Source organism: Corynebacterium sp. UMB0012 (assembly GCF_030216265.1).
In the GTDB taxonomy this organism is placed as follows: domain Bacteria; phylum Actinomycetota; class Actinomycetes; order Mycobacteriales; family Mycobacteriaceae; genus Corynebacterium.
Genome location: NZ_JASOKQ010000014.1, coordinates 17,319 through 34,623 on the forward strand (window position 1 = coordinate 17,319; position 17,305 = coordinate 34,623).

General features: G+C 55.2%; 13 protein-coding genes and 1 tRNA gene. 6 read left to right on the plus strand and 8 right to left on the minus strand.

All coding sequences use genetic code 11. From position 1 onward, the window contains the following. Positions 1 to 27 precede the first annotated feature (27 nt). Positions 28 to 972: an ABC transporter permease gene (locus QP324_RS07860; protein ID WP_284815464.1), complete on the plus strand. Its 945-nt coding sequence runs from the start codon at positions 28 to 30 to the stop codon at positions 970 to 972. Next, positions 962 to 1,807: an ABC transporter ATP-binding protein gene (locus tag QP324_RS07865; protein ID WP_218840688.1), complete on the plus strand. Its 846-nt coding sequence runs from the start codon at positions 962 to 964 to the stop codon at positions 1,805 to 1,807. Before QP324_RS07860 ends, QP324_RS07865 begins: the two co-directional genes overlap by 11 nt. On the opposite strand, the gene QP324_RS07870 is transcribed toward QP324_RS07865, so the two are convergent. Both QP324_RS07870 and QP324_RS07875 read right to left on the minus strand, forming a co-directional pair. Beyond that, a complete protein-coding gene (locus QP324_RS07870; RefSeq protein ID WP_284815467.1) occupies positions 1,790 to 3,337 on the minus strand; it encodes a glycosyltransferase family 4 protein in 1,548 nt (515 codons plus the stop codon). The two genes, QP324_RS07865 and QP324_RS07870, sit on opposite strands and share 18 nt — an antisense overlap. Positions 3,338 to 3,339: 2 nt before the next feature. Continuing rightward, a complete protein-coding gene (locus QP324_RS07875) occupies positions 3,340 to 4,263 on the minus strand; it encodes a glycosyltransferase (RefSeq protein WP_284815469.1) in 924 nt (307 codons plus the stop codon). A 665-nt stretch (positions 4,264 to 4,928) separates the two neighbouring features. Here QP324_RS07875 and QP324_RS07880 point away from each other — a divergent pair. Continuing rightward, positions 4,929 to 5,001: transfer RNA gene (locus QP324_RS07880), tRNA-Asn, on the plus strand. 1,793 nt (positions 5,002 to 6,794) lie between these two features. Here QP324_RS07880 and QP324_RS07885 read toward each other — a convergent pair. The 4 genes from QP324_RS07885 to QP324_RS07900 form a co-directional block, all read right to left on the minus strand. Continuing rightward, entirely contained in the window at positions 6,795 to 7,460 is a 666-nt protein-coding gene (locus tag QP324_RS07885) for a DUF1707 domain-containing protein (protein ID WP_284815470.1), read from the minus strand. Between the two features lie 38 nt (positions 7,461 to 7,498). Then, positions 7,499 to 8,680 carry a non-hydrolyzing UDP-N-acetylglucosamine 2-epimerase gene (wecB, locus tag QP324_RS07890; RefSeq protein WP_179386820.1) on the minus strand — a complete coding sequence of 394 codons (1,182 nt, stop codon included), beginning with the start codon at positions 8,678 to 8,680 and terminating at the stop codon, positions 7,499 to 7,501. Between the two features lie 86 nt (positions 8,681 to 8,766). Beyond that, a complete protein-coding gene (locus tag QP324_RS07895; protein WP_284815473.1) occupies positions 8,767 to 10,044 on the minus strand; it encodes a phosphatase PAP2 family protein in 1,278 nt (425 codons plus the stop codon). A gap of 127 nt (positions 10,045 to 10,171) precedes the next feature. Further along, complete coding sequence (locus QP324_RS07900; protein ID WP_284815474.1) at positions 10,172 to 10,321, minus strand: hypothetical protein; 150 nt, start codon at positions 10,319 to 10,321, stop codon at positions 10,172 to 10,174. Positions 10,322 to 10,477: 156 nt separating this feature from the next. On the opposite strand from QP324_RS07900, the gene QP324_RS07905 reads away from it, so the two are divergent. Next, the gene (locus tag QP324_RS07905) at positions 10,478 to 10,759 is read left to right on the plus strand and encodes a hypothetical protein (protein ID WP_005324241.1); all 282 of its coding nucleotides are present in this window, start codon (positions 10,478 to 10,480) and stop codon (positions 10,757 to 10,759) included. 78 nt (positions 10,760 to 10,837) lie between these two features. Here QP324_RS07905 and dnaG read toward each other — a convergent pair whose 3' ends face one another. Then, positions 10,838 to 12,760, minus strand: coding sequence for a DNA primase (gene dnaG, locus QP324_RS07910; RefSeq protein ID WP_284815476.1), 1,923 nt, complete (start codon positions 12,758 to 12,760; stop codon positions 10,838 to 10,840). Positions 12,761 to 12,970: 210 nt separating this feature from the next. On the opposite strand from dnaG, the gene QP324_RS07915 reads away from it, so the two are divergent. Next, on the plus strand, positions 12,971 to 13,432 hold the full coding sequence (locus QP324_RS07915; protein WP_284815478.1) for a ribonuclease domain-containing protein: 462 nt from the start codon (positions 12,971 to 12,973) through the stop codon (positions 13,430 to 13,432). A gap of 2 nt (positions 13,433 to 13,434) precedes the next feature. Continuing rightward, positions 13,435 to 13,668 (plus strand): barstar family protein, encoded by a 234-nt coding sequence (locus QP324_RS07920; protein ID WP_005324236.1) that lies wholly within the window; start codon positions 13,435 to 13,437, stop codon positions 13,666 to 13,668. A 138-nt stretch (positions 13,669 to 13,806) separates the two neighbouring features. Here the strand turns inward: QP324_RS07920 and QP324_RS07925 are convergent, their stop codons facing one another. Further along, complete coding sequence (locus tag QP324_RS07925; RefSeq protein WP_284815480.1) at positions 13,807 to 17,085, minus strand: LamG-like jellyroll fold domain-containing protein; 3,279 nt, start codon at positions 17,083 to 17,085, stop codon at positions 13,807 to 13,809. Positions 17,086 to 17,305 lie beyond the last annotated feature (220 nt).

The window sequence follows — 17,305 nt, forward strand, 5'->3', positions numbered from 1 at the left end:
CAGAGCAATCATCACAGTGGAGAAATTGTGGAATCACAATTGAACAACGACAGCGACAGTGCTCCCGAGGGGACCAACGCAAAACAAGAAAAGCCCAAGCGCGTTAAAAACGCTAGTTTCCGCAACTTGGAGCTCGTTGACGATTCCCAGTTATATAACCTACAGAGCCGAGATAACCTAGCGTCTTATACTCGTCGTCTTCTTGACCGCCGACATTTCATCTTGGCTTATGCACGCAGTAAATCGCTTAGCCGAGGTAGAAATATGTTCCTCGGACGCGCTTGGCTTATCCTTCAACCGATCCTAGACGTGGCAGTTTATGCTTTCATTTTCGGCTACGTTCTTCACGTTTCCAGGGGAATGGACAATTTCATTGGATTCCTAACAATCGGTGTAATTTACCTCAAGTTCGCAACCGGCGGCTTATCAGCTGGCACTTCCATCATCCGTGGCTCAAAGGGGTTGATTAGCAGTTTTAACTTCCCCACAGCAGCCATCCCCATTTCGACGACCATTAAGCAAATGATCGACCATGCAATCCCCGCCATGGTTGCGATAATAGGCGCACTTCTTTTTCAGCTCGATAAAGGAGTTTCTTGGACCATCATTCTAGTGGTTCCCTTGTATTTCTTAATCCACTGCTTCTCGCTCGGTTGCATGTTCATTGTGGGACGAGCTACAGCATTTATTCCCGATCTAAAGTCAGTAGTGGGAATCATCAATCGAGGTCTCTTTTTCATCTCGGGTGTATTCTTCGATCTGAGCAAATTTGATAAAAATCCCCATATTCAAGCAATCATGCAAGCTAATCCCATTTACCAGTTTCTTACCGCAGTGCGGCAGCTGGTTTTGGACGGTGAGGTACCGCCCTTAGGCACTTGGCTGTATATTGCAGCTTGGTCATTCGGGCTATTGATTATTGGATACTTCTACTTTTGGCAAGCCGAGGAAAGGTACGCAGTTGTCAAATAACCCAACGGTTGTCGCTCGTAATCTCAAGAAGTCTTACTACCTTAATCGCTCCGGTTCTGAGCATGTTTTATCCAAAAAACTTTCGAAGCATACTGTGGAAGCAGTAAAAGACGTTAGCTTTGTAGCTTATTCTGGAGAATCGATCGGCATCCTGGGTAAAAACGGCTCCGGGAAGTCAACCCTTCTACGAATGATTGCTGGGTCATCAAAGCCCGATTCCGGCGACGTGTTTGTTTCCTCCCAGCCCACCTTGCTCGGCGTCGGGGCGGCTCTCCAATCAAATTTAAGCGGTCGCCAAAATATCAATTTAGGACTCTTGGCAATGGGGCTAACCCCAGCGGAATCTTCGAAGCTCGTGGATCCGATCATCGATTGGGCGGATCTCCGATCCGCAATCGATCGTCCCTTAAAGACTTATTCGTCGGGCATGAAATCTCGCCTGACTTTTGCGATCTCTACAGCAGTTCGGCGCGAGCTACTACTAATTGACGAAGCCCTTTCCACCGGAGATTCCACGTTCAAAGCTAAGGCTAAGGATCGTATGGACGAGTTTCTCGCTGGATCCGGAACAGTCTTTCTCGTATCTCATGGTGCCGCGACAATTCAAACGCACTGCACTCGTGCCATATGGCTGCACGAAGGCGACATGATTGCTGACGGAGATGCGGAAACTGTAACTACAACTTACCGTGTCTGGGGAAATAGAGTTAGTACGGGAAAACTTGAAGAAGCTGACCGCATCATCAAGCGGCAGCGGAAGGCGTTTAAACCGCACAAAATCCTACTGGATTCTGAGGCCGCAAAGTTTTTGACTCATTCATCTTCCCCTCAGTAGCTCTAAGTACAGCCCCTCCAAGATGTGCGCATTCCGCTCCCATGATCGCTTCTTGGCCCATTCTTCAAGCTCCCGAGGATTCACGCTGAGTTCCCCCTGCCGGACTAAATCAACTGATTTAGCAAGCGCGGAGGGGTTATCCGGTTCAACTTCAACCATTAATCCACCGGTGATTTCCTTTAACGCTGGTAGGTCAGTTCCGATTACCGGTACCCCGCAGGCCATAGCCTGTAGCGGCTTAAGCGGAGTGACCTTCCTACAAACTTCAACGTCTCGCCGCGGTACCACGAACACATCCAAAGCAGCGTACCAAAGGTGAATATCAGAGGCCGGCTGCTTACCAGCGAAGACAACCCGATCGTTCAATTCAAGCTCATCGACCAAGTCTTCAAGCCCTGGTCGAGCCACTCCATCTCCTACGATAATGAGAGTTGCGTCTGAAATCTCCTCCATCGCAGTTATAGCAATGTCCAGCCCTTCGTAATCCACGACTGAGGTAATTGCACCGATTAAGAACTCGTCGCCTAGGCCCAATCGTTTTCGGGCGCGTGCTTTGTCAATATGAGTTTTAAGCTGATTGGCTTCCAAAGCGTTCGGAACGACCTTGATTTTCGATTCTGGAACGCCTCGACGCGTTAGGTCCCCTTTCGACACCTCACTTAACGCTATTACTTGATTTGCAGCCATCATCGCCGCTGTTTCGGCCTGGCGCGCTAATTCAAAAAACTCCGAGCTGCGGCGTTTTTCTGGGTCTGGTGACTGCGAAGCCCACGTGCTCTCGGGCTCGCCTCGGACCTCATAGATCCATGGGACGTCAAGTAGAGCGGCTGCGCGAGCCACCACGCGTGCGTTTGTGTACGGGGTGGTGGTGTGAAGTATGTTTACTTGCTTTTCCCTCGCGAGTCTTACCAGTTGGCGTACGGCCAGATCCTCCTGGCGAGTAATAGAAAACGGAGCAAATACGGAGCCCAACACGAAATATTCGAGACCATCGTTGACAAAATATGGACCATGATGGAATCTACCGATATTCTCTGGATATCCGTAGCGCGTACAAGCAAACGCTTCTACTCCCCTTGCCCTTAAACTCTTGAATAGTGCTTTAGACCGAAGCGTGTATCCAGATTGGGTATAGGGCAATGCATTCGTGAAATGAAACAGTACCCGCGGGGCGGCTGCGCTACCGCTGCGTTCAACTGCTCCCTCAAAGCATTCAACTGACTGGAGTTGCAGAAGTTTCCCGCGGAGATATCTCTCAAACGAAAACGTCAATGGCCTAAGGAATCGCCACTTTTTCAGCTGTTTTATCGCCCTACTCAATTCCCCGGCCTCGGCGGTCTCGTACCCAGGGCTCCTCATTGCCGAAAGTACAAAGTGCGCCCCCTTCACACATGCTCGGGCTACCTTGGACTCTGAGTTTAAGCGCACGAATTCAACCATTTGACTCGAAAATCGCACAGGATCCTGTACAAGTCCCACAACATTGATGGACCAAAATTTGATGACCGAGCGACCAATTCCAGCAGGCATGCTTATGGCTCCATCTGCTTCAAGAACTTAGCAATCAAGCCGGGCACAACGTTGTTCCGTTCGTTCTCAACCCAATGTCGAGCTCTTTCGCTCGCCTTGAGAGATAATTCGCCCTGAGCAAAGGCACACCATAGGTTCGCTAGAGCTTCCGGCGACTCGGGAGGAACCGCATAACCGGCTTCCAACGACTCGATCAACCTGACTGATTCCCCGGCTACAACACCTGTAATTGGCACCCCATACTCCATGAGCTCGAACAGTTTAGAGGGAACAGTTCTTTCTAATGGCTTCCAATCAGTTAAATGGACAAGCGCGGTATCTGCCCAGTCGTAATAGTCTGAGATGGAGTCAGCTGACTTCCGCTTAATGAAAGCTGCGGGAACTTTTCTTTGCTTTGCGTAGTCTTTCACTGACATGCGAGCATCTCCTGCGCCCACGAACTTTAGCTCAATCGGCACTCCGCGATCCGCCGCGATCACCGCTGCATCAATCACGTTTTGAAGTCGTTGAGCGCGACCTATAGTGCCGGCATATAGCACCTTTAGAGGTCCTTCCCCTGAGTCTGGAGCCTTCTTCTGCCCCAATCCCCCTCGGGGAAAAACATTCCGGATGGTGACCATATTGCTCAAAAGTTTTGAGTTCTTCCGCAACTGAGGTCGACTCTGAAAATCTAACTTCAAATCATCTGCTGTGAAAATGACACCATGGGCTTTCCCCAAGACATAATAAAGTGTCCTAGCAACCACAAAACTAACGAACTGAATCGGCCCTCTACTCAAGATTTTTTGCTTTAGCGAGGCACTCTTGACCCCCTTATTCCACTCACTTGAATAGGCTAAGAGGTCAGGCCAGGCGTCCCTTAAGTCGATAGCCAATTTCGCCCCTGAGATTTTAGCTGCTGCAAAGGCGACCACGGCGGTTGGCAAAGCCGGCACTGTACCTATAACCAAGTCAGGCTTCCAAGATTTCCGAATTCCGAACTCAACTATTACTGCGTAGAGAGACCCCAGAGCGATGCCCGCTTGACCGATCGCACGCTGGATCAATGAGCCACCACACGGGATAAACCCACTCCGGATGACTAAATCTACAGCGTTACTCTTTGCTACCTCCGTTCGAGGATGGAAGAGAGACGCGCTCCACCAATGACTCATAGAGGTTCGTCGAACAGATGCCGGCGGAGGAGCAACAACCCTGACCTCGTGGTCTTGAGATTTTAGAATACTAGCGATCCATTCCCAGCGACGCTGCGGCACGTTACTCTCTGGCGACCAATACTGCGAAATGATGAGGATCCGCAATTTTCTCTCTTTCGTTAGTACTAAATCCGTCGCTCTCTAGCGCCAACAGCATACTGAGCCGCTATTCCTAGATTACTGGTTCCCATAGAACTAGTCTTCTTACCTACCATTTTTACACAGGGGCCCCAGTGTGTGGAGTCCTGGCCCTTTCCTGCCGCGTTCCCGCCACATACGAACAACAAATTCAGCCATTTTGCCGCTGTGTACTGCTAATTTGTTGAAACGGCAGGAACCCTATATAGTTATTTCTCGTTGCACAGAGAACACAAAGTTCGCCGTACAACGAATATTCCTCCATAGCTCAGTTGGCAGAGCATTCGACTGTTAATCGAAGGGTCACTGGTTCGAGCCCAGTTGGAGGAGCAAATAGCCTGGTGGAGTTATCCATCAGGCTTTTACTTTTAGCTTGCTTCTCTCTAGGAATCCTCTCACTTCTCATGCTCACCCGCCGCGATAATTTCTCTCCTCATCATAAGTTCGATTCATTGCTGGACTTTTACTCATCCTTCCCCCCCCCTTGACGGGGTTTCCACGATTGGATACGGCCAAGGAGAGCTCGATATCAAAGTCGTTAACCGCGGTTCGGATACTACTCTCGTCTTATTCCACGCAGCTATCTACCGGCGAAAAGTCAAACACTACCCACTTTTTTCGGGACAACGGATCACCCGCGATCTGAATGCTAATCTCATATTTGTCTCCGATCCTTCTCTGGCCCTCGGATTAGATCTCGGCTGGTTTGCTGGTAGCCGAACTCAGTGGTTACAAGCTGATCTCCCGGGGATATTGCGGCATGTCTCATATGCATTTGGATGGGACCAGAAAATGATATTTTTTGGTGCTTCAGGAGGAGGTTTCGCGTCCCTCTATTATTCTTGGCATTTCCCTGGTTCTACAGCCATTGCCGTAAACCCACAGACGAATATCGCCGAATACACCTCTGATCCGGTCGAAACATACGCCAATATTGCCTGGGATGTTCCCGACATTGAATCTTCACCAATTACTTTTGATTTGCGGTCTTTATACTCTCATGGCTTTCCCAACCGCGTTATCTTCCTCCAAAATACCTTCGACGGACTGCACAGAGACAGGCACCTGGCACCGTGGTTACGGGCGACCCCCGCACCCGACAAAAATATGTGGCTATTAATGGGCCGCTGGGGGCGCGGTCACACCCCTCCTGAATCCGCTCTCCTGAAGCAGGTCTTAGAAGCTTCTGTCTCGCCGTCCACGTCTCCGTTGGAGACGCTGGGGTTCGAACAGGCTCCGCCCAGAAATAGGCCTAAAACTTGGCACAAAGCTCTGAAACAAAACGGCTCGACCTCATAGCCGGTCTAAGGCTCCGTTTCCTGAGAAATAGAATCGTCAAGTGCCAACTTGGCTGCTTTCCTAAATCCGGCAATCCAGCACTCTAATTCCCGATTCTGGGAACCTCGTTCCTATACTGATTCGACTGGGTAAATATCACATACTCACTAATGATATAAACAGGTCTGAAATCTTACACAGTGGCATCCCTCGCCATAAAACGGCTGGCTGGGAGCCGGATCATTAAAGCAGTTAAAGAAGCCGCTCGGCGGTGTTTCTTCTAGTCTCGAGCGTTCCATTAAGGATGCTGCTGATTTCCAAACCCGTCAGGGGCGACGACGAAACTGCAACTGGTGACCAGGGTTTTGCGCCGGCCGAAAGATTTTGCACCGAAGAGGTACTAACCTAAATTGAACTAAACCAAATCTGCATAAATCGAGCAGACATTTCTGTTAGCGTTTCCGATATCAGAAATAAAGTCGGCAACGCCTTGTCTGCACGGGGGACACGAGCTATCTCCACCGATTTTCTGTAAATCCTGGCTACGGCGCCAGATACATCTTCGGAGTAGGAGTGGGGCTCACAGGAACGAGAAAAAGGCCGTTAGGTTTATAACAGGTTGCTAACTCACACGGCCGACTACTGTTGCAGATGCTTTCGCCGTTATCTAAAGCTGCGCAGCAGCTGATTTGTTGTTCGAGTTTTCTCTCCGCAAGGAAAGCGCTCCCTGTACTAGGCAGATCAGGCAAAGGCATTGAGAGCACGTCCGAAAGAAATACCACCACGCTTCAGATGTGACCCAGGTCAGCCGGCGATATGTTGGCAGGGTCGACAAATAGTAATAGCTATTCTCCGTAGCGGCGCCCCACGTGAACGTCTACGCCACCAAAGAGGCTGTAGCAGTTGACGATGATTTCGGGTGCGTCCACTGGAAGGTCATTCGGATGTATGGCGCCGTGCTCGACCTTCAGGTCATGCCCACCAAAAAGGCCAAAGCCACCCACGCGGACGCGGAAGCCCTCTGGGATGTAGACATCGGCACCACCGAAAACTCCTACCGCATTGATGGTGGTCGTGCGGTTACGAAGAGCCACGCCGGTCAGGTCAATGTCAACACCGCCGAAGGCTCCAATAGCTGTCAGGGTACGGGCTACTGCCCCGCCATTGACCGTGGAGCCACCGAAGATGCCCAGAGCCAGGGATTGCGGCTGTCCTACCGAAGGCTGAATCTGCTTCATCGCCTGCTCAACTTTGGCTATGGCGTTGGATTCTTGGTGGCCGGAGTACGCTTTGGTGACCTGGCTATGGGCACCAAAGAGGACTTTTTCCGGGCTTTCCACAAGGTCAGCGAGGGGCTTGATCAGCTCGCCACGCGTTGTGGCGCTCTCACAATCGGCCGAACGCTTTTCAAATTCAGTGAGGTCAATCTGACCTGCCGACAGCGCATCCCCGAGGATGTCTGCGGCCTTCATACGCTCTTGGTGGTTACAACGGATCTCCAGCGGTTTCATACTTTTATAATATCCGCTATAGCCACCATTCGCGCGGCTTATTCCTCACTTTGAGGGGACTTGGAGGTATCGATCTCCGGACGGAAGTCAGCTTCCCGCTCGCCAACTCCGGTTAGCTCGGCAATAGCCGCTACAGCGCGCTGCGCACCCTTGCCATCGCCATAGGGGTTGACTGCGTTGGCCATGGCGTCGAATGCGGCGGCGTCGGAAAGCAAAAGCTTAGCCTCAGCCACGATGAGCTCACGGTTGGTGCCCACCAGCTTTACGGTGCCGGCAACGACGGCCTCGGGGCGCTCGGTATTTTGGCGCATAACCAGGACTGGTTTGCCTAGCGCAGGAGCCTCTTCCTGGACTCCGCCGGAGTCAGTCAAGATGATGGTCGCGCGGTTTTGCAGCTGCGTGAACTGGTCATAAGGCAGCGGATCCGTGATGATGATATTCGGCAGGTGTTCGACCTCCGGCAGGACGGCCTCGCGCACCTTGGGATTCAGGTGCAGCGGCAAGGCAAAGTTGATCTCTGGATAGGCTTCTGCCAGATCCTTGACCGCGCCACCGATTTCCTTCATAGCCTCAAGGTTCTCGCGGCGATGGGTGGTAACTACGACAAGCCGCTTATCGGAATCTGCGGCTTCCTGCAGGGCAGGGTCCGCGAACTTCGTGTCCCACGAGGCTGCTTCCAAAAGCGCGTCAATGACGGTATTACCAGTGACCACGATGTCCTTGGAACGAACGTTCTCGCGGCGCAGGTTCTCCATAGACCCTTCGGTAGGGGCCAGGTGGAGCTCGGCTACCTGGCCAATGAGCTTGCGGTTAGCTTCTTCGGGGAACGGCGAGTGGATATCCCCGGTGCGCAGGCCCGCTTCCAGGTGGACAATCTTTACACCGCGGTGGAATCCCGCGAGCGCTGCGGCCATGGCGGTAGAGGTATCGCCTTGGGAGATGATGACGTCTGGTTGTTCCTCTTCAATGATGGAGTCCAGTCCGGCAATCGCACGGGAGACGATCTCATTGAGGCCTTGACCCGGCTTCATAAGGCCGAGGTCATGCTTCGGGGAAATGCCAAACATGGTGTTGACCTGCTCCAGCATCTCTTTGTGCTGTCCGGTAGAAACCGGAATGGATTCAAAGCGCTCATCTTTATCCAGCGCCTTGATCACAGGGGCAACCTTGATAGCCTCCGGGCGGGTGCCATAGATGGTCATTACCTTGGGCTTAGTCATTACTCATTTCCTTTTGGTTGATGGGGATACTTCTTTATTGAACCATGTGCGGGAGCGTTGTACCCCCACGCGGCTTGTTGGAATCGTTAGCCGCTGACACTCACGCCGCCGTCTGGGGTGATGGTCACCGTGGCCGCCATGGCGCGGGCTAGGTCGAGACGTTGCCACGAGCCTCCCTCTGACTGCCAATCCAATGGATTGCCGGCTGGGCGCGCGGTCTGGCGGAGGACCTCGGCACGCTGGTTCCAGCTGAGTTCGGGATGGGATGCGGCTAGCAACACTGGGGCGGCCTGTGGGACGACCATCGGGGCGTCTGTGCGGTAACGCGGGGCGAAGTCATAGTCCATGAACTTCGAATATTCGGCGACCACATCCTGGGTGGAGCGGTAGTCGGTACCCTCTGCCCTATCCTGGGCCACCAATTCTTCTACCGTTTTGCCGGTGCGCCACTTGATTTCTTGGCGCACTTCCATCGAGGCTTCCCATAGAGCATGGCGCATGCGCTTATCGTTGAGGCGGTCTGCCGCGGCGGCTTGGCCGGTCATGCGCCCACCGATGACATCCAGCGGGTAATGCACGCCCAGTACTACGCGGTGGTTGCCGGCCTCCGCGCCGCGCAGCATGAGCTGTGGGCCTACCTCGGGCAGCATGAAGGACATCAGCGTGGTAATCCACGTTGCCTGATTGGTATGGCCCGAGGGGAAAGCTGGCGAGGTGGGATAGAGATCCTTGGAGCCATCGTCGTAGCGCTTAATCGCCTGCGGCGCGCGCTGGTACGGGCGCTGATAGTTGAAGTAGTACTTCTCTGACATCGTGGAATTGGCCAGTCCGCCTGCGCGGGCGGCGTAACCATTGCCTAGCAGGTATTCGGTTTTGGGCAGGCGGTGCTCGGCCAAGGCGGCACGGAAGGCATCGCCTAGGTTCTTGCCCATCGAGTCAGAAACGGCGTTGAGCACGCTGGTGGAGCTGGCCTTGGCATCGGCCTGCGCGCGGCGGATCAAAGCGGGGTCGCCGGCTGCGGCGTTGTTGATGGCTACGGCCTTGTCCATATTTTCCTGGCGGATTTCTGGCTGGGCCTTGATGTGGTCAAAAAGCTGGACTACCTGCCAGTAGTTGCCAAATTGATAAGACGAGACATCGGATTCGAAGCCCGCGATATAGTCCGTGCTAAATGGCTCAGGAACCGGGGCACCGGGGTGCTGGACTGGGGCTGCGCCGGAGGTGCGCTGGGTGACGGGCTCACGCAGCTGGGGCACGGTTACGGGAAGAGCTGCGGCCGCCGGTGCGAGGGTTATAGTCAGTCCAGTGGCCGCGCAGAGGGCGAACACGCGGGCTGCGGGTCGAAGTTTATTCCGATAGTTCAACGTAGAAACCTTTAACTAGCATCAAATTCCTACGAATAATATCCAGCTAAAGTTACGGAGAAGTAAACGCTGCGCTAAACCTGCATGCACAATTGCGGATTGATGGGTAGACCTTTGCGGTCACCACTCAGCACTCTTCAGGCCAATTGGGGCCTTGGTGCGCCGCGGCGGCCTCCGGTTGGTGGCCTGAGGATTCCGCAGAAATGCTCGCGGTAAAAAGCGCGGCCAGCGCTACTGCTGAGGCCGCCGCCGAATCCCTGCGCTTGTTATTTTCCACACACTTAAACTAGCGCGTATTCCGCGCCATGAAAAGTGCTAGTCCAATGCGGGGCTAACGCTACCCCTCACTCGTGGCTGGCGGCGCGCGGCAAGGCTTCGCGGTAGGCTAGTGGGGAACTTTTACTCGCATAGAAATAAGGGGACACGCTAGATAATGATCCAATTCGTCTTCGGCGCCGCAGCAGGATACGTTTTTGGCACTAAGGCTGGCCGCAAGCGCTACCACCAGATCAAGGGCGCCTACGAAAAGGCCGTCAACTCCCCCGTGACTAAGTCCGCCGTCACCTCGGCACGCAAGGCGGTGGCTAATCGCCTGGACCCGGAACCGCGCATGCGCGAGGTTCGCGATTTGTCCTCCAAGCGCAAGGGCAAGGGCCGGCTGCGCGGATCGCAGGTGGATAATGCGGACCGCATTTATGAGCCTGATGAAGACTAGGTCGGTAACAAGCTAGCCTGTAGGGCTTCCCCTCCCCTCGGCGCGTACCTGGTTTGGGTTCGTGCCGAGGGGAGATTTTTATGCTTGGGGAGGCGTGCCGCGGAAGGCGCGGTCATTAAGCTCGCGGCGGGCCTGCTCGAGGGCAACGAGGTCGGCGAAGAGCGAGTTATAGCTGGCCTCATCATCGGAGGGACGCATGCGGCCGAGGCGGGCCTTGAGCTGGGCGATCTGATCGCCCACCACGGTTTCTTGCAAGCGGGAAAGGACGGAGTCGGCGTATTTTTCGGGGCCGACGTCGGTAGGCAGGATTGCTTCGACGGCGAGCTCGGAGACGAAATTGCGGCCGGTGAGGTCCTGCATCTCGCCGGCTACTGCGGCAATCCATTCCACGGCGGGCATGGACGCACCCTGGGCGGCGCCGCCGGCGGTGGAAATAGCCTGGCGGACGAGGCGGTAGGCGTCGTTAGTATAGGCGTCGGCAGTAATGCCATCGAAGTAGGAGCCCGCTACCTGCGGCATCTGCAAGGCCAGCTTGAGGGCCTCGCGCTGTGGCCACAGGTGGGTTTCCTTGGGGCTCGGCGGATGGATCATCGGCACGTCCTGCTGCGCCGGCTGCTGCTTCGCGTTGTCGAAGCGGCGGATGGTGGGTTTTTCAGCCTTCTTGGGCTTGCGCGCCTCCGCGCGGACCTGCTGGAGGACCTCCTCTGGGTTGGCCCAACCCACCCAACCTGCGAGGCGGCGGGCGTACTCGCGCTGGAGGGGCTGATCGCGGATCTGCGCCACCACGGGGACCGCGCGGCGCAGGGCCTGCAGGCGCCCCTCCGCGGTATCGATGCGGTACTCCGCTATGACGGATTGGATAACGAACTCGAACATGGGGATGCGGTCCGCGATGAGCTCGCGCACGGCGGCATCGCCCTTCTGTAGGCGCAGATCGCACGGGTCCATGCCGTCGGGCGCCACGGATACAAAGGACTGGCCGGTGAATTTTTGCTCGCCATCAAAAGCGCGCATGGCGGCCTTCTGCCCTGCCTCATCGCCGTCGAAGGTATAGATGAGCTCGCCGTTGAAGTAGGAATCATCCAGCATGAGCCGGCGCAGCACCTGGAGGTGCTCACCGCCAAAGGCGGTGCCGCACGATGCCACTGCGGTTTTCACGCCGGCGGCGTACATGGCCATGACATCCGTATAGCCCTCTACCACCACGGCCTGATGGTTATCGGCAATATTGCGCTTAGCCAGATCGAGTCCGAAGAGCACCTTGGACTTGTGATAGAGCATGGTGTCCGGGGTGTTCATGTATTTGCCGAGCTTGTCGTCATCGAAAAGCTTGCGGGCACCAAAGCCAATAACATTGCCGGAAAGGTCCTTGATGGGCCACAGCAGGCGGCGGTGGAAGCGGTCTATGGGGCCGCGCTTGCCCATTTTGGAAATGCCGGCCGCATCCAACTCCTCGAAGGAAAAGCCCAAGCGCAGCAAGTGCTTGGTGGCGGTATCCCACCCCTCCGGGGCATAGCCGCACTCAAAGTCATAGATGACCTCGCGGGAAAAGCCGCGATCCAGTAGAAAATCGCGCGCGGTAGCCGCCTGCGGCGTCTCCAATTGCTGACGGTAGAACTCGTGCGCGGCCTTATTCGCAGCGATGAGGCGCTGGCGGGTACCAGGCTTCTCATTGCGCGCGCCCGTGGAACCGCCCTGGTAGTTAATGTGGTAGCCGATTTTTTGCGCTACCGCTTCCACTGCCTCTGGAAAGGAAACCTGCTCCATTTCCATCAGGAAACTAAAGACATCGCCGCCCTTGCCGGTGGAAAAGCAGTGATAGTAACCGCGCTGCGGGCGCACGTGGAAGGACGGGGTCTTTTCATCCTTGAAGGGGCTCAGCCCCTTGAGCGAATCATGTCCGGCGGGCTTGAGCTGAACGTACTCGCCCACGATCTCTTCTAAAGGCGCGCGTTCACGGATAGCTTGAATGTCGCTGTCCGGAATTCTGCCTTTTGCCATGCGTACAGACTACCCCGCGCGCGGCGGGAATGTTCAAATGGCAGGGCCAGGATGGTGTGGTGCCTGTGGGTTCACGGTTTGGGCGGAAATTACCCTCTGATGGGGTGTATTCCGCCTGCCTTTACCTACCCCCGTGACGGGGAATTTTTGGCCTTGTTGGCAGCTTAGGCCGATTTCGGTATTCACCGCTGCACCTGCAAGAATAAAGGTATGTCCAAGTCCCAAGCGTCTAAGAAATCGCTCCCAGTAGCCCTCGGCGGCCTTGCGCTTGCCGTCGTTGCAGGCTACTTCGGCTTCGACCTCGGCGGCAATGATGATTCCTCTGCTTCTTCGCCGTCTGAGTCCGCAGGTGGCGCTAAGGGGGGTGACACCGATACCTGCGAGATGTCCTCCCTCCCCGCCGAGGCGAAGGACACCGCGGACGATATCTTGGCCGGTGGCCCCTATGACTACCCGGATAATGACAACGCCCGCTTTGGCAACTACGAGGGACGCCTGCCGCAGCAGGACAAGAATTACTACCGCGAATACACAGTAGAAACCCCGGGCAGCAAGAACCGCGGCGCCCGCCGCATCATCACCGGCGGCGGCAGCGAGACCGACCCGGACGTGTGGTACTACACCGATGACCACTATGAAAGCTTCTGTTCTATCCCAGACGCGGAGGAGTAATCATGCAACGCATCCTCATCACTGAACACATCCGCACCCGCGCGGACTTCTTCAACGCGCTTGGCCGCACTCGCGGCTGCGAGGACTGCGGCCCCCGCAACCTCGATGACCTGGCGGACTTCCTACGCGAGCAGCGCACCACCGTCATCATTGCCTCCGACATGGAAATCGCGGACGCAGAGTTGGAAGGCGTTGCCACCGTTTTGGAGGATCAGGGCGTTAAGTTGGTGCGCTAGCCGGTTTCATACCCCCTACCAATCGCGGTGGGTACACCGATTAAAAGCCGAACTGAGGAAATGAATCCTCGGTTCGGCTTTTTCATTCACGTACCACCGGGCGCTATAGCTCTAGCACCGGCAAAGGTGCTGTGCGCTTTAGAGCCCGAAGGCTCGCTTCAGCTTCTGGATGGTCTCCGGCGCGAAGTAGTTCAGCATACCCGCGATGATTCCGGTAGCGCCCACAGCTCCAATAAGGGCACCGAAGATGGCGGGGAGCACGCGATGAGAGCTTCCCTGGCTCGAGCTGGAGCTGCTTGAGGAGGATTCAGAGCTGGAGCTACTGCCTGTGTTGTGGTTGCCGTCGGTGGCGGTAACTTCAACGACTCGAGAAGCAAGAGCTTGGTTTCCAGCAGAGTCCGTGACTGCGTAGGTCACCGAATAGGTGCCTGGCTTGGAGGTATCCACGCTGCCGATAACCTTCACCTTGTCGGTGAGATCACCGTCTTCTTTGTCCTTGGCGCTCACGCCCTTGGTCAGATCGGCCTCTGCCCCCTGGGAAATGGTGAGTTTCTCGCTAGGAACGATGAGCTCAGGCGCTGCGTTATCTGCAGTGTTCTCCTGCGCGGTAAAGACGCCGAACTGGCGGACGATGCCGCGCTTGTTGGTGTCCTTAGAGGAGGCGTCGGCAGTCGTGGCATACCAGCCGTAGGTCTGACCGGCCTTCAGGTCCTTGTAGACTGTGCTCGTAGGCCAGCCGGATTTTGCGGTATCCTTACCAATTTCCTTGCCGGTATCGGTCAGCGCCACCATGGAATTGGTCTGGAAGTCGGTCTTGCGAGTCTTGAACTGAATCGGCACACGGAATTCATCTTCATGGCCGTTATAGCGCTGGCGGTCGTCGTACTCGGTGGCGTTGTGGTCATCGAGGAGCGGCGAGTAAGTGTCCACCACCATCTCGTTATTCTTCAGGTCAAACTGCAGCAGGCGCAGGTAGCTGGAGCCGAAGCGGAGGCCGGTATCACCGTCGTACTCGCCAATCTCGGTCAGGCCCATTTCATCGGAACCGACCTCGTAGAACTGGTAGTCCGCCAATAGCTCCGTCACGTGGTTATTGGTATGGCCTACATCCTTGCGGGTGATAATGGATACGCCGTGCTCGTGGCCGGCCAGCACCAATGCAACGTTCGGGTTCTTCTTGATCACATTGTCATAGACCATGACGCCATCGTGAGAGAAGTCGGAGTTGCGTCCATCAGGGCTATTGGATGGCTTTAGATAGGCGTGAGTGAGCACGATGGCATTGCGGTCTGGATACTGCTTGAGCACCTTATCGGCCCAGGCTGCCTCTTCTTCGGTGACATCAAAGCCCAAATGCAGGGCGATGAAATCCATGCCGTTGGTAGTAAAAAGGTCGTAGTGGTTATCGTTATTGCCCTCAGCATAAGGGTGGTACGAAGCATCTTCCTTGGCCCAATTGCCCTTGCCCTGCTGTGCCTCGTAGCGCTCTGGACCGAAGTACTCGTTGTACAGGTTGCCCGCGCCAACATCTTCACCGCTGATGTTGTCGTGGTTGCCCGGTAGCACGCCATTGACCACGCCTGCATCTTCCAAGTTCTTCTGAGCCTTGGACGCAACCTCAAATTCCTTCTTGGCGTTGGCACGGTCAGAGCCTGCTACACGCCAATTCTCAATGAGGTCACCGGTGTGTGCAGAGTAAGCGATCTTGCGCTTTTCAGCGTTGTCTGCAATCCACTTGGTAGCGGCGGTGTAGCCTACCTCCCACTTCTTGCGCTCTTCAGCCGTGGCCTTCTCTACCGCGCCTTCGGAGAGGTACTGCGTATCGGTGTGGTGCGCAATGGCGAAATCATAGTCGTTGGCATCTGCAAATTCCTCATTGACTGGCTCATTGAGATCATCGGCAAAGACGTCATAGCCCACCACCATAGTGTGGATAGTATCGCCATCCACAAAGTCGCTATTGACCTGCGCGCTCAGGCTTACCTGATCCTCGGATACACCGCGAGACTCCGCGAGCTTTTCCCACGCAGAAGCCTTGTTATTCCATGCCATGAGGCGAACGGCGCGCTTGGGATCCACCGCTCCGGACCAGGCAAGGTCGTGGGTGTCCTTATCTGCGTCCTTGAGGGACAGGTCAAAGCGTTGGAATGGCATGTTCTCGGTAGAAGCGGACTTCTGTGCCTCTTCGTTGGACGGGTTCAGAGACTTCTCAAAGTCCTCGCCATCCTGGTACTCAAAATCCAGCTCTTCCGGGATTTCATCGAAGGTTCCTTGGAATCCCTTCTCCGCTACGCTGACATCTGCTTCGGTGAAGGTGGTCTCCACGTCCCCACCGCTCGGGTTTTCCGCGCGGGCGGAAATGGTCGCGCCATTTCCGGTAGGAGTGGAATCGGTTCCGGCAGCACCCGGCAGGTTGCCGGAAGTGAAATCGATGGACTGCGAGATTTGGTTGCCAAAAACATCGTGGCCTTCGACCTCGATGACGTGGTTGCCTTCCTTCAGGCCGGTGCCAATCTCTTGGCCGCGTTCAATGTCCTCACCATCTAGGGTGTAGGTGAGCTCGCGAGAGATGAGCGCTTCATCATTTACCTCGACGTCGAAGGTCACCGGACTGGTCAGGTGGTCACCGGTGCTTGGGGTGGAGCTGGTGATTTCCGCCTTCTTGTCCGTGCTCAGGTTCGAATCCTCATATAGCGCCGTCACGTCTTGTGCGCTGAGCGGATCGGAGAAGACGCGTGCTTCACTGACCGCCACGTCAGAGTAGAACTGGGCTCCATTGTTTGGGCCAGAATCCGCGCCGATCATCACAGCGGTCGAGTTGCTCTTTGGCTTTTTAATCTCACCGGTGGCACCGGTGTTCTCGGCGACCTTCTCGCCATTGACGTAGAGCTCATTTTTGTGGCCATCGAATACGCCGACCGCGTGGTACCACTGGCCCGGCTCCATCTTCTGTTGCGCCTTCTTGTAGCCACCGTTTGCATTAACGGTAAAGGTCAGTTGGTCACCATAGATGACCATTGCCCAGCCACCGGCTTCCTTATTAGCGCACAGGCTCTTTTCGTTTCCATCAAAATCACCGTCATAGCGAAAGACGCACTCCACTGTGAATCCGTCCTTGACTTGGTCAAACTTATCTCCGATATCGAAGCCGACAGCGTCTTTGCGGCCGTCGAACTGGGCGACAGGGCGCTCGAGCACGCTGTCTTGTTCCACCGAGGGCGCGCCGATGGTTAGCGGCTCGGTTTCGGAGGCGGAGTTGGTGATAACCCCATTGTCGAGGGCCATATCGAAGATATCTGCTTTAGGAAGGGATTGAGCGGAAGCGAAAGCGGGAGCGAAAGCGGGAGCCACTAGGCTCGAACCGGCCAGGCTGATGGAGGTGATCAGAGCGGCCTTATAAACACGTCGTTGAGACACGAGAATTCCTTGACTCTTAGTAAATGGGAGAGAGTTCGCGTCCAGCCATAGTGGAAGCGAATGGGACTAAGAGTAGGCCGCCCGATTTACGCGAAGTTGTCGGAATAGTTACGTCAGAATGAACGGTACCCAAAAGTATTTTGGCGGAAACTACTTCCCTTCCCGGACTCAATTCGCTACCCGATTCAAACGAAGGAAAAATACATTGTCTACTGAACCT